The sequence below is a fragment of the Halomonas sp. ISL-56 genome (genome assembly GCF_018612805.1).
Lineage (GTDB): Bacteria > Pseudomonadota > Gammaproteobacteria > Pseudomonadales > Halomonadaceae > Vreelandella.
This window is the reverse complement of sequence record NZ_JAGGRO010000022.1, coordinates 107463-122870: the sequence shown is the minus strand read 5'-3', so window position 1 is coordinate 122870 and position 15408 is coordinate 107463. Positions and strand designations below refer to the sequence as shown.

General features: G+C 58.5%; 13 protein-coding genes. 7 read left to right on the top strand and 6 right to left on the bottom strand.

Annotated elements, in window-relative coordinates:
- Positions 1-11 precede the first annotated feature (11 nt).
- Genes J7J49_RS19060 through J7J49_RS19050 form a run of 3 tightly spaced genes read left to right on the top strand, consistent with a single transcriptional unit; the run spans position 12 to position 2732 of the window.
- A complete protein-coding gene (locus tag J7J49_RS19060) occupies positions 12-956 on the top strand; it encodes a DMT family transporter (protein WP_215094900.1) in 945 nt (314 codons plus the stop codon).
- Positions 957-987: 31 nt separating this feature from the next.
- Entirely contained in the window at positions 988-1758 is a 771-nt protein-coding gene (locus J7J49_RS19055; protein WP_215094898.1) for a FadR/GntR family transcriptional regulator, read from the top strand.
- A gap of 35 nt (positions 1759-1793) precedes the next feature.
- A complete protein-coding gene (locus J7J49_RS19050; RefSeq protein ID WP_215094896.1) occupies positions 1794-2732 on the top strand; it encodes a Gfo/Idh/MocA family protein in 939 nt (312 codons plus the stop codon).
- A gap of 19 nt (positions 2733-2751) precedes the next feature.
- Here J7J49_RS19050 and J7J49_RS19045 read toward each other — a convergent pair whose 3' ends face one another.
- The 5 genes from J7J49_RS19045 to J7J49_RS19025 form a co-directional block, all read right to left on the bottom strand.
- A complete protein-coding gene (locus J7J49_RS19045; RefSeq protein WP_215094894.1) occupies positions 2752-4326 on the bottom strand; it encodes an aldehyde dehydrogenase (NADP(+)) in 1575 nt (524 codons plus the stop codon).
- A 46-nt stretch (positions 4327-4372) separates the two neighbouring features.
- A complete protein-coding gene (gene araD1, locus J7J49_RS19040) occupies positions 4373-5359 on the bottom strand; it encodes an AraD1 family protein (protein WP_215094893.1) in 987 nt (328 codons plus the stop codon).
- A 44-nt stretch (positions 5360-5403) separates the two neighbouring features.
- Positions 5404-6705 (bottom strand): TRAP transporter large permease, encoded by a 1302-nt coding sequence (locus tag J7J49_RS19035; RefSeq protein ID WP_064235211.1) that lies wholly within the window; start codon positions 6703-6705, stop codon positions 5404-5406.
- Positions 6705-7316 (bottom strand): TRAP transporter small permease subunit, encoded by a 612-nt coding sequence (locus tag J7J49_RS19030; protein ID WP_215094891.1) that lies wholly within the window; start codon positions 7314-7316, stop codon positions 6705-6707. The genes J7J49_RS19035 and J7J49_RS19030 overlap by 1 nt, the downstream gene beginning before the upstream one ends.
- Before the next feature lie 88 nt (positions 7317-7404).
- Positions 7405-8424, bottom strand: coding sequence for a TRAP transporter substrate-binding protein (locus J7J49_RS19025; protein WP_064235209.1), 1020 nt, complete (start codon positions 8422-8424; stop codon positions 7405-7407).
- A 248-nt stretch (positions 8425-8672) separates the two neighbouring features.
- Between J7J49_RS19025 and J7J49_RS19020 the strand changes: the two genes are divergently transcribed.
- A complete protein-coding gene (locus J7J49_RS19020) occupies positions 8673-10418 on the top strand; it encodes an IlvD/Edd family dehydratase (protein ID WP_215094889.1) in 1746 nt (581 codons plus the stop codon).
- Here the strand turns inward: J7J49_RS19020 and J7J49_RS19015 are convergent.
- Positions 10415-11356: a LysR substrate-binding domain-containing protein gene (locus J7J49_RS19015; RefSeq protein ID WP_064235207.1), complete on the bottom strand. Its 942-nt coding sequence runs from the start codon at positions 11354-11356 to the stop codon at positions 10415-10417. The genes J7J49_RS19020 and J7J49_RS19015 overlap by 4 nt on opposite strands.
- Positions 11357-11501: 145 nt before the next feature.
- Between J7J49_RS19015 and J7J49_RS19010 the strand changes: the two genes are divergently transcribed.
- The 3 genes from J7J49_RS19010 (at position 11502) to araG (ending at position 15362) form a co-directional block, all read left to right on the top strand.
- Positions 11502-12758, top strand: a complete 1257-nt coding sequence (locus tag J7J49_RS19010) for an aldose epimerase family protein (protein WP_215094887.1) — start codon at positions 11502-11504, stop codon at positions 12756-12758.
- 72 nt (positions 12759-12830) lie between these two features.
- Entirely contained in the window at positions 12831-13826 is a 996-nt protein-coding gene (locus J7J49_RS19005; protein WP_064235205.1) for an arabinose ABC transporter substrate-binding protein, read from the top strand.
- 42 nt (positions 13827-13868) lie between these two features.
- A complete protein-coding gene (araG, locus tag J7J49_RS19000; protein ID WP_064235204.1) occupies positions 13869-15362 on the top strand; it encodes an L-arabinose ABC transporter ATP-binding protein AraG in 1494 nt (497 codons plus the stop codon).
- The last annotated feature ends 46 nt before the right edge of the window (positions 15363-15408 follow it).

The window sequence follows — 15408 nt, the reverse complement described above, 5'->3', positions numbered from 1 at the left end:
CGAGCACTTAGATGAGTCTATTGAGTAACTTGTCCCATCGTCAGCAGGGTCTGCTACTGACGGGCGGTGGAGCGCTGATCATGGCGCCAGATGCCCTGCTAATCAAGGTCGCCGACCTGCCCGATGCCGAGATACTGATGTGGCGTGGCTTTCTTTCTGGCTTAGGCTTTCTACTGATCGCCCTGCTGCGCTATGGGCGTGGCACCCTGGCGGCCTACCGTCGCTGTGGCTGGACAGGGATCGCCGTGGCGCTGCTGTTCAGCCTCACCACCTGTGGCTTCGTGCTGGGCAACCAGTACACCAAGGCGGGCAACGTACTGATGATACTGGCCAGCTCGCCGCTTATCGCTGCCGTGCTCTCCTGGATCATCCTCAAGGAGCGTCTGCCCAGGCGCACCTGGCTGGCGATAGTGCTGTGTATGGCGGGTGTCGCCATGATTGCCCTCGATGATGCGGGCGCAGGTTCTTGGATCGGTAACGCTTTTGCCTTGATGGCGGCAACCACCCTGGCGATTAACTTCACTCTTTGTCGCACACGACCCGGGGTGGATATGAGCCCCATGCTGGTATTCAACGGCCTTGTTGTGGGTAGCACTGCGGGGCTGTTTTGGCTTGCAGGGAGCGAACCGAGCCTGCCTGCAGCTAACCAACTTGCCGTGGTGATCCTGCTCTGCCTGATTATTGTGCCCTGCGGCGTGACGCTGCTGCAGCGTGGGCCTCTGTATCTGCCCTCCGCCGAAGTGGGCCTGCTGATACTGCTGGAAGTGGTCATAGGCACGCTGTTGGCCTGGTGGATTCTGGCCGAACAACCCGCGCCAATGGCTATGGTCGGCGGCGTCCTGGTGCTGGGCACGCTGGGTGCTAAAGGCCTCTATGAGCGGCGGTTAGAGCTGAAACAGCGGGCAAGGCTGGATGCTACGCTGTCGATAACAGTCGACCGGTCAAGTACGGTATGATTGACAGGAATTGAAATAGGGTCTTATCGCAGTGACGTCATCTCTCAGTAAGCCAGCAGCTCGCCCTAGTATTGCCGAACATCTCGCCGAGGAGATCTTTGGTGGGCGCTATCACCCCGGTGACTTAGTGCCCCGGGAAATGGATCTATGCGAACGCTTTGCGATCAATCGCTCAGCGGTGCGCAGCGATCTTCGCCAACTGGTCGATGCGGGGATTATTGAGCGGATTTCCGGTCATGGTTCCAAGGTGCGGGAATACTCCGAGTGGCATATTCTCGATGCCCAGGTGACCGACTGGTTAACCCGCTACGCAGCGCCCAACCCAGACATTCAGCGTGAAATCCTCGCCTTCCGGCTGGACGTTGAACCCTATGTGGCGATGACCGCCGCCAAGCGCGCCAAAGCGCGTGATTTGGTTGCTATAGAAGAGGCCTTTGAAGGGCTGGGACAGAATCTGCGCAATGCCACCTGTGAAGAGGAACGACGGCTGCACAGCGAGTGCGATGTCGCCTTTCATGAAGCCATTTTTAAGGCGACCCACAATATCGTCTGGGCGCAGCTATCGCATATCCTGCGACCTTCCATCTACATGCTGATCTCCATGTCCAATGAGAATGCCGTGGATCCTGAAGAGAGCCTGGAGCGCCACCGTCAACTGATGGAAAGCATCCGGCTGCGCCGCCCCCGGGAGGCCTTTCTAGCGTCCCAAGCGGTGTTGGCAGGCACTGCCGCGGCGTTGGGGCTTGAGCACAGCTTTAGCTCATTAGGGCGCAGCGTTGAGCTACCCCACACCGCTCCCTAAGTTCTTTTTTCAATGGCAAAAACAAAGGCAAACATATGTCTGATTCCAACTCTGGCTTTACACTTGGCCTGGTGGGCGTGGGCAAAATTGTCCGCGACCAGCACCTCCCGGCGATCGCCGCCACCCCGAACTGCCAGCTTATTGCCACGGCGGATCCTTATGCGTCGCTACCTGATGTGCCGGGTTACCAAGGTCTGGAAGCAATGCTCGATGCTCATCCAGATATCGACACCGTCTCGATCTGCACGCCAACCCACCTGCGCTACTCCCAGGCGCGGGCAGCGCTTCTGAGCGGCAAGCACGTGCTGCTGGAAAAGCCCCCGGGGGCGACGCTAAGCGAAGTAGAGGATTTGATTGCCACCGCTTCCAGGCAGGGCTTTAGCCTGTTTGCCGCTTGGCACTCGCGGTTTGCCCCCGGCGTGGCTCACGCACAGCAGTGGTTGAGTGAGCGTCAAGTGCAGCGGGTGGAGATCGTGTGGAAGGAGGACGTGCGGGTATGGCATCCAGGTCAGGCGTGGATCTGGCAGCCCGGTGGCATGGGCGTATTTGATCCGGGTATTAACGCGCTGTCGATTGCCACCGCTATTTTACCGCAGCCATTTTTCCTGCAAAAAGCACGGCTGCAGGTACCCAGTAACGCGCAAACCCCCATTGCAGCGGAACTCTCCTTCACCGACCCAGAAGGCGCGACCATTGAGGCTGATTTTGACTTTCGTCAACCCGGCCCGCCTACCTGGGATATGCACATTGACAGCGACGGAAGCCGCCTGAGCCTTACCCAGGGCGGCTGTCGTTTAGTGATTGACGATGCCGTTGTCATCGACGCTGAAGAGCGCGAATATCAAGGTCTCTACGCGCGTTTTGGCGAGTTGATCGCAAACAAACGCAGCGAGGTGGATGTTGCCCCGCTGCGCCAGGTCGCCGATGCGTTTCTATACGGTCATCGTGAAACCACCGACGCCTTTATCGAGTAACGTCTCAAGTGACGCTCGTTTATTCACGCTTGCCATCGACCAAACGGGATACCCCATAGGGGTTACCGTCGCGAATCGCTTCGGGCAGTAACCCTTCCGGCAGCGCCTGGTAGCACACCGGGCGCAGGAAGCGGAAAATCGCCGCGCTGCCCACGGAGGTCGTGCGGGAGTCCGACGTCGCCGGATAAGGCCCGCCATGCACCATGGCGTGGCACACTTCTACACCGGTTGGCCAGCCGTTAGCCAGGATCCGCCCCGCCTTGCGCTCCAGGGTGGGCAGCAGTTGCTTGGCGGTCGCCAGGTCGCCGTCATCCATCTGTAGCGTAATGGTGAGCTGACCTTCGAGCTGGGCGGCGACCTTCGCCACTTCCTGGGTGTCAGCACAGGCAATCACCAATGAAGTCGAACCAAACACCTCTTCCTGGAGGGCGGGTTCGTTGAGGAAGGCCTCGGCCTGGGTAACGAACAGTCCCGCTTGGCAGGGGTTCGCCGTCTCGCCTGCCTGGCCACGAGCCACTTCGGTGACCTTGGCGTGGTTGGCGAGTCGATCAACGCCCTGCTGGTAGGCGTCGTGAATGCCCGGTGTGAGCATGGTTTGGGCGGCGCTGCCTTTGACCCCTTCACCGGCCGCTTCAACAAAGGCGTCCAGCTCTGGGCCCTGAACCGCAATCACCAGCCCTGGGTTGGTGCAGAACTGCCCGGCGCCCATATTGAGCGAGCCAACAAACCCTTCGGCAATCGCTTTGCCGCGCGCTTTGAGCGCTTCCGGCAGCAGAAATACCGGGTTGATGGAGCTCATCTCGGCGTAAACCGGGATCGGCTGCGGCCGCGCTTGGGCGGTGGCCATTAGCGCCGTGCCGCCGCCGCGTGAACCGGTAAAGCCCACTGCCTGGATGCGCGGATCGGCGACCAGCGCCTGGCCGATCTCTTTGCCCGAACCAAACAGCAGTGAGAAAACGCCTTCAGGCAGATTGCACTTGGCAACGGCGCGCTGAATGGCGCGTCCCACCAGCTCGGAAGTGCCGGGGTGGGCAGAGTGACCCTTGACCACGACCGGGCAACCCGCGGCCAGCGCCGAAGCGGTATCGCCACCGGCCACGCTAAAGGCCAGCGGGAAGTTGCTGGCGCCAAATACCGCTACCGGGCCCAGGCCGATATGCCGCTGGCGTAGATCGACACGCGGCATCGGTTCACGATCGGGTAGGGCGGGATCGATGCGCACATCGAGCCACTCGCCGGCCCGAACCACATTGGCGAACAAGCGTAGCTGACCGCAGGTGCGGCCACGTTCGCCCTGCAGGCGCGCTTCGGGGAGGCCGGTTTCGGCGACCCCACGCTCAGTCAGTTCTTCGCCGATCGCCTCGATCTCGCTGGCGATGGTTTCCAGGAACACGGCCCGCTCTTCAAGCGAGGTTTCGCGGTAAGTGGCGTACGCCGCTTCGGCAAGTTCACACGCCTGCTCGACTTCCGCTTTGCCGCCGCCGGGGTAGACGGGTGCCAAGGTTTCGCCAGTGGCGGGATTGACGGCTTGAATATCCGCCTGTTGGCCGCTGATGGCCTGCTGGCCAATAAGTAGTTTGCCTTCCAGAGTCATACAACCTCCTGTGGGTGGTAAAAGTTCAGGTGTAAAAATTAAGGTGTTAAAGCGCTTTCACGCTGATGGCCGGTGCGTCTGCTTCCACCTGTAGCGGGTTGCGCAGAGCGCGGCCAAATTCATGGATATTGATCTCAAAGCGATCGCCTTCGCGCACCTTAATGCCGTCGGCGAAGCTGAGTGTTGCGGTACCGAAAAAGTGCACATGCACATCGCCGGGACGGCGGAAGCCTGGGTATTTAAAGTGGTGATATTCCAGATTAGCCAGGCTATGGGCCATATTGGCCTCGCCGGTTAAAAAGGGTTTTTCCCAGACTGTTTCGCCACCGCGCTGTATACGGCTGGTGCCTTCCAAATGAGCTGGCAGTTCGCCGATAAACAGTTCGGGCCCAAAGCTGCAGGCGCGTAGCTTGGAGTGGGCCAGCCACAGGTAGTTGAAGCGCTCGGTGACGTGGTCAGAGAACTCGTTACCCAACGCGTAGCCGACCCGCCAGGGTTGGCCATCGTTGCCAATCACATAAAGACCAGCCAGCTCGGGCTCCTCGCCCGCATCTTCAGCAAAGGCGGGGGAGGGGATTGCGGCTTCCGGCGCTACCACGCACTGGCCATCGCCCTTGTAGAACCACTCCGGCTGCGCGCCTAGTTGGCCTGCTTCGGGCTTGCCGCCTTCCACCCCTAGCTTGAACATGCGCATGGAGTCGGTCATGTCTTCTTCCGCAGCTTGAGCTTTCGCGTGCATCGCCGAGCGGGTATCGGCACTGCCCAAGTGGGTAAGGCCAGTGCCGGTCACCAGGCAGTGGGCCGGGTCGGTATGTGTCAGCGGGGGTAACAGACGTTTGGCATCGACCAGCGCTTGGTAATCCAGGCGGGTGTCGGTCAGCGCTTCTGTCACTATCTCGCTAAGTGGCTTACCGGCGCTAATCGCCCGGTTGGCCAACGTGTAGGTGTCGCAGTCGAGCAGTTGAACCTGCTCTTCGCTCTCGACCAGGGCGGCGCGAACCTGGCCCTGGTGGTCACACTGAATCAGTCGCATGGCGACCTCCTTATGCAGAGTGTCAGTCAATAGTGTAGCGGTCATCATAGTGGCCAAATGGCCAGTTGCGGCCACATCAATAGCGCCGCAAGGACACACAGCTGAATGGCCATAAAGGGAAGCACGGAAAGATAGATATCCTTCAGGCTGATATCCGGCGGTGCCACGCTTTTAAGGTAGAAGGCGGCGGGCCCAAAGGGTGGTGACAGAAACGATACCTGCATGTTCACGGCGAACAGAATACCGAACCAGATCGGGTCGAAGCCGAGCTGAATAACGATGGGCAAAAAGATCGGCAGGGCCAGCATCGCGATCCCGATCCAATCTAGGAATAGCCCCAGCACCAGCATGATCGCCATCATAACCAGAATGATCACAATCGGCGCGACGTCGAGTCCGAGAATCAAGCTCGACACAAAGCGGTTGCCGCCCATCAGGTTATAGACGCCCACCAGGGCGGCGGCGCCAATGCCGATCCAGATGATCATGCCGCAGGTATTTAAGGTCTGGCCCAGGCTATGGTGCAGCATGCCGGGGGTGAATTCGCCGCGCACAATGGTGGCGAGCAGTACGCCGAAGACGCCCATGGCCGCTGCTTCGGTGACCGAGGCGACACCGCCGTAGATAGTACCCAAGACTAAAAAGGCAATCAGTCCCGGCAGCAAAATGGCTTTGACCGCATCTAGCTTGGTGGCAAAGGGGTTATCTTGCGCATTTTTATCCAGCGGTGGCCCTAGTGCGGGGTTCCTCAGGCAGCGTACCAGCACATATGCAATGTAGGAGCCCATCAAAATTACCGCTGGGGTAACGGCCGCGGCGAACAGGTCGGCAATCGATACGCTGGCGATCAGGCCGTAGATAATCAGCACGATAGAGGGCGGCATCATGGTGCCCAGGGCGCCACCGGCGCACACCACCCCAATGGAGAGGTATTTATCGTAGCCGAGGCGGAGCATTTGCGGCAGTGCCAGAATCCCTAGCAGGACGATCTCCCCGCCAATGATGCCTGAGAGGGCGGCCAGGAAGAACGCTACTACGATGGTCTGCACCGCTACACCACCTGGCAAGCGGCCAGCGAAAACGCGCATGGCGTTGAATAGATCCTTGGCGATGCCGGATCGATCCAACAGAGATGCCATCAACACAAACATCGGCACCGCCACCAGCGAATACTCGGTGATAAACCCATAGACACGGCTGGTGACCAGCGGCAGTGCCGCCTCACCGAACCAGCCGAAGGTGAAGGCCATGGCCACCAAGCCGGTGATAAACGCCAGCGGCAGACCGGTGACCAGCAGCGCGAAAATCGCCCCTACCATGAGGATCGTTGCGGTTGAAATATCCATCAGCGCGTCTCCTCGGTGCCGTTACGGGGCTTCGCCTTAAGCGACTGCCATAAATGCAGTAAGGCCTGCAGTGTCATCAGCGCCAAAGCAAACAGAATCATGCCCTTGACCATGGCGGGAAAGGGCGGATTCCAAGAGGTACCGGAGCGCTCCAGCGACCACTCGCCAAGCGGGTTATGCGACGCTCCCCAGAACATATGGAAAGCGGCATAACTCATCGACAAGCAAAAAATCAGCGTGAGCAGGTCGTTGAAGCGATCCATCCAGCACTTCAGTGTTGGCCCGGCGCTGTCGTAAAGCACCTTGACGCGAATATGGCTATTGCGTGCCATGGCCGCTGGGCCGCCAAGCACAAAGATAACCGCGATCAGAAACACCACAGTTTCGTGTACCCAGGAGGTCGGGTTATTGAAACCGTAGCGCATAAAGACCTCAACGACACTGATACCCATTGCCACCAGCACCAACCAGGAAACGGCCCGGCCGCCCCGGGCAATCAAGCGGTCTAAGGCATTGCGTTCAGGCGCTATCTCCTCAACCGTTTCGAGAATCTCGGGAAGGTCATGGGTGGGAGGAGAGCGGTATTGCTTGTCAGGAGTTTTCTGAGACATGGCGCGACTCTACGCGCATCGCTCGGGGAGTCCCGAGCGATGCGTTGGTTAGGTTAATGAAGCCGAGTTGAGAGCAGAGAGCAAACAGTTAGAGCAGATTGCGCGAGCGCAAAAAGGCGGTCGCCGAGTCATAGATCTTCTGGGTCATCTCGTTTTCACCGGCCCACTCTTGCCACTCTTGCTCAGCTGCGGCGCGGAACTTACGGCGTTCCTCTGCAGGAAGGTCGAAGGGGTGAACGTCAGGGTCTTCCTGAAGCCGCTGCAGGGTCTCAATATCCTGCTCTTTGAGACGGGCAATCAGGTCATAGGCCATGCCGTCGAAGGCGATGTTTAGCGTCGACTGTAGCTCTTCGGGTAGGCCATCCCAGATGTCCTTATTGATCGATACGGCGATCATGGGCATGGAGTGGAAGCCTGGGTAGAGCGGATAAGGAGCGAAGGCGTGTAGGCCCATGGCGTCGTTATTCGAGAGCACCGTGGAGTCCGCGGCGTCAATCACGCCTTTTTCCAGCCCGGTATACACCTCAGAACCCGGCAGGTTAACCGGCGTGGCGCCGATGCGCTCGAAGATGTTGTACACCATGCCTTGAGGAGCACGGATTTTTAGCCCTTCAAAGTCGGCGATGGATTCGATGGGCACCGTGGAGGGGACTGACTCCAACGGAAAGGTCGCTGCGCTGATCAAATGCGCGCCATAAGGTTCGACCAGTTCGTTGTAGAGCTCTTCACCGCCGCCGTACTTCATGTACTCAAGGAAGTCGTAGGGGTTCTGCCAAGCGCCGACAAGGTTGCCGAGCATGCCGAAAGCGGGATCCTGGCCGGAGAAGTAGCTGGGGTCGGTCATATGTCCCTGCAAAATCCCTGCACTAACCGCGGTCAGCGTTTCGGTGGGGCCAACCACGGAGTTGATCGGCATTACCTCAATCTCGACGCGGCCATCGGTCATTGCCGTGATCTTCTCTGCCCACTCTTGTTTGATCTTAAAGCTGGGTTCGCCCGAGGTTTCTGACGCCTGAAATTTCCATTCGTATTCGGCCGCCTGAGCCGTCGAAAGGCCTAGCAGCAGTGCTGAGCCAGTGAGTAGCAAGCTGTATTTCGATTTGAGCATGGCACTATTCCTCAAGGTTCTTGTTGTCAAAATCGTTGTGGAGAACACGGTGGTTAACGCTGTGATGCAACGGGTAAATGACCCATGCGGGAGGGTAATGTTGAACATTAAGAGCAATTGTTCAACATATACTTTTGTATGGTCGACTAGATGGGCGGGGTAGTTTAGTGTCTTGCGCATTCGACGCAGACATCACGCCTACCGCCAGATCGTCAGCAGTCTTCGACCTAAAACAAGGAGTTAACTTCATGGGCCAACGTCAACGTCCGTTGCGTAGTGCTGAATGGTTCGGCACCGCCGATAAGAACGGTTTTATGTACCGCAGCTGGATGAAAAATCAGGGGATCCCCGACCATGAGTTCCAGGGCAAGCCGATTATCGGTATCTGCAATACCTGGTCGGAGCTGACCCCCTGCAATGCCCACTTCCGCAAGCTGGCGGAGCACGTGAAGCAGGGCGTGCTGGAAGCAGGCGGCTACCCGGTCGAGTTTCCGGTGTTCTCCAACGGTGAATCCAACCTGCGCCCCACCGCCATGTTCACCCGTAACCTGGCCAGCATGGATGTGGAAGAAGCCATTCGCGGCAACCCTATCGACGCGGTGGTGCTGCTGGTGGGCTGTGACAAAACCACCCCGGCACTGCTGATGGGCGCGGCAAGCTGTGATATTCCCACTATCGTGGTTACCGGTGGGCCGATGCTCAACGGCAAGCACAAGGGCAAGGACATTGGTTCCGGCACCGTGGTGTGGAAACTCTCCGAACAGGTCAAGGCGGGGGAAATATCCCTCCACGACTTTATGGCCGCCGAGGCGGGTATGTCTCGTTCGGCGGGTACCTGCAACACCATGGGCACCGCCTCCACCATGGCCTGTATGGCTGAATCCTTAGGCACCTCGCTGCCCCACAACGCCGCGATTCCTGCGGTGGATTCCCGCCGCTACGTACTGGCGCATCTTTCCGGCAACCGCATCGTTGAGATGGTCGACGAAGATCTGCGGCTCTCCAAAATCCTCACCAAGGAAGCCTTCGACAACGCCATTCGCACCAATGCGGCGATTGGCGGCTCCACTAACGCGGTGATTCACCTCAAGGCGATTGCCGGTCGCATTGGCGTTGATCTCACTTTGGATGACTGGAGTCGGGTAGGGCGCGGTACCCCCACAGTGGTGGATCTGCAGCCCTCTGGGCGCTTTCTGATGGAAGAGTTCTACTACGCTGGTGGTCTACCTGCGGTGCTTAAACGCCTGGGCGAAGCCGACCGGCTGCCCTTCAAGGATGCCTTAACCGTCAACGGCAAAACACTTTGGGAGAACGTCAAGGACGCGCCGCTGTATAACGACGAGGTGATCCGGCCCCTGGATAATCCGCTCACCGCGGATGGTGGCATTTGCGTGGTGCGTGGCAACCTGGCCCCCAACGGCGCGGTGCTCAAGCCCTCGGCGGCGACCGCCGAGCTGATGCAGCACCGCGGCCGCGCGGTAGTGTTCGAAGATTTTGACGACTACAAGGCGCGTATCAACGACCCGGATTTGGACGTTGAAGCCAACGACATCCTGGTCATGAAACACTGCGGCCCGCGGGGCTATCACGGCATGGCGGAAGTCGGCAATATGGGCCTGCCGCCCAAGATCCTCGCCCAGGGGATTACCGATATGGTGCGCATCTCTGATGCCCGCATGAGCGGCACTGCGTATGGCACGGTGGTGCTGCACGTGGCCCCGGAAGCCGCCGCGGGTGGCCCACTGGCCGCCGTTCGCAACGGTGACTGGATTGAACTCGACTGCGAAAGTGGTCGACTGCACCTGGAGATCAGCGACGAAGAGCTGGCCTCGCGGCTAGCCGAGAGCGACCCCACTGCCGCATCGACGCTGATCGCCAGCCAGGGCGGCTACCGCCAGCTGTATATCGAGCGCGTGCTGCAAGCCGATGAGGGCTGTGATTTTGACTTTCTGGTTGGCTGTCGGGGCTCTGATGTGCCGCGCCACTCGCATTAATTGGATTGACCAATAATCTCCCGCAGGGTGCTCATTAACGCGGCGGCACCCGGGGAGAGCCGCTGGTGGCGTAAGCTCACCAGCCCGTAGGGCTGAACGCTGAGCGTCTCGCTGAAGGGCAGCAGGTGAAAACGTTGCGGTGGGCAGAGCAGGTCAGCGGCTTCCCGGGTAGTTACCGTGATGGTATCGGATTTATCCACCAGCGCCAGTGAGAGCAGTAGATCGGCGGTATCGACGATCTGTCGCGGTGGCGTGACCTGATGGTGCAGAAACAGACTATCCACCCGCTGACGCATCAACGCGCCTGGGGGCTGTAGGGACCAAGGATAGCCCGCCATATCAGCCAGACTCAGCGGTTGTTTACCGGCTAACGGATGACCCTGGCGGCATACGAAGCAGAGCTCTTCCTCACCAATTTCCTCAAATACGAAGCGCTCGGCATCGACGCCTGCAGGAATACGGGTTATCGCGAAATCCAGCTCGCCTTCGAGCAGGCGCGGTACCAACACCTTGCTGACATCCACATCCACGCTGATCTTGAGCCCTGGCCGGTCACGGTGCACCCGCTCAATGGCACTGGTCAGTAGCGTGACCGCCGGAGCCATGACGGTGCCTACCGCTACCGTGCCTGCGCTGCCTTCGCCAAGGGCATTCAACTCCTCGCCGGTATGGCGTAGCGCGGAGAGCATGCTGTGGGCGTGACGAATCATAATCTCGCCATACCAGTTCGGCGTTAGCCCGCGGGGGTGGCGATCAAACAGTCGAATACCCAGGTTGGCCTCGAGGTCACTGAGTAGCTTTGAGGCGGCGGGTTGGCTCATGTTGAGCTGATCCGCTGCACGGTGCAGATTGCGCTGCTCATCCAGCGCTAAAAAAAGCTGAAAATGGCGCAACTTTAGTCGCACGTCCAGAAACCAGTTCTCGCCGAGAACGCCCATGGAATAAGCCTTGAGTTATTATTGATACTTAGAAGTATATCGATAATAAGGTGTTTGTATATTGGTTGGTTATGCAAGACGTGGCTACTGTAGTGACTGAATCGGCCTTCCAATAACAACAACGATCTTCCATAGGAGGAAAATCATGCCACTCATCACTGCTCAGGCTAGCAATGCTCAGGTAAGCGCTCAGAGACATAGCGTTGGATCAACGCTGCTGTTCAGCGCCGGTATCGCCCTGCTAATGACTAGCGCGGCTCAAGCACAAAGCGAGACGCAAATGGAAGCTGGAAATGGCGCCGGAAATGGCGTTGAGAAATCGGTGTTTGGTCACTTGCCAGGCGGCCGCCAGGTCGATGTTTATCAATTTACCAACGCCAACGGTATCGAGCTGCGGGTGACCAACTATGGCGGCATCATCCTGTCGCTGAAAACACCCAATGTGGATGGCGAATTCGACGATATCGCGCTGGGCTTCGACTCCCTGGAAGCGTACCTTTCCGATGAGTACCGCCAGGCCAACCCCTATTTCGGTGCCCTCATCGGGCGTTACGGCAACCGCATCGCGGACGGCCAATTTTCCCTTGATGGAGAAAGCTATTCATTAGCCACCAACGATGGCAATAATCATCTGCACGGCGGTGATCAGGGCTTCGACAAAGTGCTCTGGCAGGCTGAACCGTTTGAAAGCGAAGCAGGCACGGGTTTGGTGTTGCGCTATACCAGCGAAGATGGCGAAGAGGGCTACCCCGGTAGGTTGGAGAGCGAAGTTACCTACACGCTGACCGATGACGACGAACTGATGGTGGATTATCGAGCGGTGACTGACAAAGCCACCCCGATCAACCTCACCCAGCACAGCTACTTCAACTTAAAAGGCGAGGGTAGCGACAGCATTCTCGATCATCAGCTAATGATCAACGCCTCTGAGTTTACCCCGGTCGACGACACCCTGATCCCCACTGGCGAGCTCCGCTCGGTAGACGGTACGCCGTTTGATTTTACCCAGTTGACCCCCATCGGCGAACGCATTGAGCAGGAGAATGAACAGCTCGCCTTCGGCGGCGGCTATGACCACAACTTTGTGCTGGATCGCGATAATGCGGCAGCGGATGAGCTGGTGCTGGCTGCCAAGGTGTGGGAGCCCGAGAGCGGCCGCATGGTGGAGATTACCACCACCGAACCCGCGATCCAATTCTACTCAGGTAACTTTCTTAACGGTGACCTGACCGGTAAACAGGGCCAAGCCTACGGGCATCGCTCCGGCTTTGCGCTGGAAACCCAGCACTACCCTGACTCCCCCAATCAGGAGGCATTTCCCAGCACAATCTTAGAGCCCGGCGATACTTACCGCTCACGTACGGTATACCGCTTTTCGGCCCAGCCGAATATTGATTCATAGCCGCCAATGGTTTGCTAATAAAAAGATGGAAACATCAACAAAAACAACGCTTAAAATCGCAGGAGTATGACAATGAAATTGACGACAACGTTTGCCCGGTTAGCCCTCGGTAGCGCGATTATGCTGGCTTCGCTGGGATCAGTGCAGGCCCAGGAAGACGAGGTGAAGATTGGCTTTATCGTTAAAAAACCCGAGCAGGCATGGTTTATTAACGAACAGAAGGCCGCCACCGAAGTTGGCGAAGAGTTCGGCTTCGACGTGGTACGCCTGGGCGGGGAGGATGGCCAGGAGGTGCTCAGCGCGATTGATAACCTCTATGCCCAGGGCGCACAAGGGTTTGTGATCTGCCCGCCGGACGTGCGTTTGGGGCCAGCCATCATGAACCGTGCTAATCAATACGGCATGAAAGTAGTCACCGTCGACGATCAGTTTGTTAATACCAGCGGTGAGCCGATGGAAGGCGTGCCGCATTTGGGTATGTCAGGCACCAAAATTGGTCGGCAGGTGGGTGAAGCGATTACCGCCGAGATGGAAGCCCGCGGCTGGAACCCCGAAGAGGTGGCCGCGCTGCGCATCACCAATAACGAGCTTCCCACGGCGGTAGAACGTACCGATGGCGCCACCGAGGCGCTGCTTGCCGCGGGCTTCCCGGAAGCCAATATTTTCGATGCGCCCCAGCAGAATAGCGATACCGCCAGTGCCTTCTCCGCGGCCTCGCCGGTACTTTCTCAGTATGGCGATTATGAACATTGGATTATCTACGCCCTTAATGAAGAGAGTGTGCTTGGCGGGGTCAGGGCCACCGAGCAATACGGTATGGCAGCAGAAGACGTGATCGGGGTAGGCATTAACGGCTCAGGCGCTGCGTTTGCGGAGTTTTCCCGCGATAACCCCACTGGCTTTCACGGTACCGTGGCGGTGAGCTCCACCATGCATGGCCGTCAGACCGCAGAAGACCTCTACCGCTGGATTAGCGAGGATCAAGAGCCACCGGCCAATACCGAAACCTCTGGCACGTTAATGACCCGTGACAACTGGCAGGAAGTGCGTGCAGCGCTGGGTCTGTAAAGAACAGAACCGGTAACAAGCGATTAGCAGGAGTGCTCACGTATGTCTGATGCTTATCTACGTTTCGATGCGATCAGCGTTGTCTTCCCCGGCGTGCGTGCGTTGGATGGGGTGAGCTTTTCCGCTCACGCTGGGGAAGTGCATGCCCTAATGGGCGAGAACGGTGCAGGTAAATCCACCCTGCTCAAGGTGCTGAGCGGCGTTAATCGCGTGGAGGAAGGCGCGCTATGGCTCGATGGTCAGCGCCATGTGTTCAGTAATGCCAGGGAGGCGCTGCGCGAAGGGATCGCGATTATCTACCAGGAGTTAACGCTCTCACCCAATATGTCGGTGGCCGAAAACCTGCTGCTAGGTCAGCTACCGTCGCGGCGAGGCTTTATTAACCGTCGCCAGTTGAAAGAAAAAGCCATGGCGATTCTGGCCGATCTCGGTGAGGGCGACATCCATCCCTCGACCAAGGTGCGCGAGCTCTCCATCGGCCAGCAGCAGATGATTGAAATTGGTCGGGCGCTGCTGAGGGACGCCAAGGTGATCGCCTTTGATGAACCTACCAGTAGCCTTTCGATTCAGGAGACCCGCCAACTCAAGCGCATCGTTCAACGGCTGCGCGATGAAGGGCGAGTCGTGCTCTACGTGACCCATCGCATGGAGGAGGTGTTTGAGATGTGCGATGCGGTCACCATCTTCCGCGATGGCAAGCATATTCGCACCCACGAGGATATGTCGACGCTGAATAACGACCTGTTGGTGAGTGAAATGGTAGGCCGCGATATCAACGACGTATACGGCTATCGCGCTCGGGAACATGGCGAGGTGGTGTTGAACGTGGAAGGCATCGAGGGACGTGGCTTAAAGGCGCCGGTGAGTTTTTCCGTCAAGCGTGGCGAAGTATTTGGGCTGTTTGGTTTGGTGGGTGCCGGGCGCAGCGAGCTGCTGCGGCTGGTGTGCGGGGTCGAGTCGCCCAAAGCGGGCAGCGTGACGTTTAACGGTGAGTCGCGGCGTTTCAAAAGCCCCGGCGAGGCAATTCGTGCCGGGATTGCCATGTGCCCGGAGGATCGCAAGTCCCAGGGCATCTTCCCGGTGGCCAGCGTCGCCGACAACCTTAATATCAGCTGTCGGCGCTTTTTTAAACGCTGGGGGCTTTTCCGTCACCCCGGCCGTGAACGGCGCAACGCCGAATCCTATATCCAGCAGCTCAGCATCAAAACCCCGGGCCCGCGATCACCCATCGGCAAACTCTCGGGGGGCAATCAGCAGAAGGTGATTCTGGCCCGCTGGCTTGCCGAAGAGATTGATCTGTTCGTTATGGACGAACCGACCCGAGGGATCGATGTGGGCGCGCGGCGGGATATTTACTCGCTGCTTTACGACCTGGCCGATCAGGGCAAAAGCGTGGTGGTGATCTCCAGCGATATTGCCGAAGTCAGCTCCATTTGCGACCGCATCGCCGTGATGCGCGACGGCGAGCTGGTGGATGTGGTGCCGCGGGAGTCGGCCACCCCGGAACGCCTGCTGGGGCTGGCGCTGCCTGCCTAATTTTTTTGCTGCGATAAGTTCTTTAGAACACACGTTCAGGACACAT

Coding starts and splice junctions, on each gene's coding strand:
- J7J49_RS19060 (WP_215094900.1), top strand. CDS start 12: ATGAGTCTATTGAGTAACTTGTCCCATCGTCAGCAGGGTCTGCTACTG.
- J7J49_RS19050 (WP_215094896.1), top strand. CDS start 1,794: ATGTCTGATTCCAACTCTGGCTTTACACTTGGCCTGGTGGGCGTGGGC.
- J7J49_RS19045 (WP_215094894.1), bottom strand. CDS start 4,326: ATGACTCTGGAAGGCAAACTACTTATTGGCCAGCAGGCCATCAGCGGC.
- araD1 (WP_215094893.1), bottom strand. CDS start 5,359: ATGCGACTGATTCAGTGTGACCACCAGGGCCAGGTTCGCGCCGCCCTG.
- J7J49_RS19035 (WP_064235211.1), bottom strand. CDS start 6,705: ATGGATATTTCAACCGCAACGATCCTCATGGTAGGGGCGATTTTCGCG.
- J7J49_RS19030 (WP_215094891.1), bottom strand. CDS start 7,316: ATGTCTCAGAAAACTCCTGACAAGCAATACCGCTCTCCTCCCACCCAT.
- J7J49_RS19025 (WP_064235209.1), bottom strand. CDS start 8,424: ATGCTCAAATCGAAATACAGCTTGCTACTCACTGGCTCAGCACTGCTG.
- J7J49_RS19020 (WP_215094889.1), top strand. CDS start 8,673: ATGGGCCAACGTCAACGTCCGTTGCGTAGTGCTGAATGGTTCGGCACC.
- J7J49_RS19015 (WP_064235207.1), bottom strand. CDS start 11,356: ATGGGCGTTCTCGGCGAGAACTGGTTTCTGGACGTGCGACTAAAGTTG.
- J7J49_RS19010 (WP_215094887.1), top strand. CDS start 11,502: ATGCCACTCATCACTGCTCAGGCTAGCAATGCTCAGGTAAGCGCTCAG.
- J7J49_RS19005 (WP_064235205.1), top strand. CDS start 12,831: ATGAAATTGACGACAACGTTTGCCCGGTTAGCCCTCGGTAGCGCGATT.
- araG (WP_064235204.1), top strand. CDS start 13,869: ATGTCTGATGCTTATCTACGTTTCGATGCGATCAGCGTTGTCTTCCCC.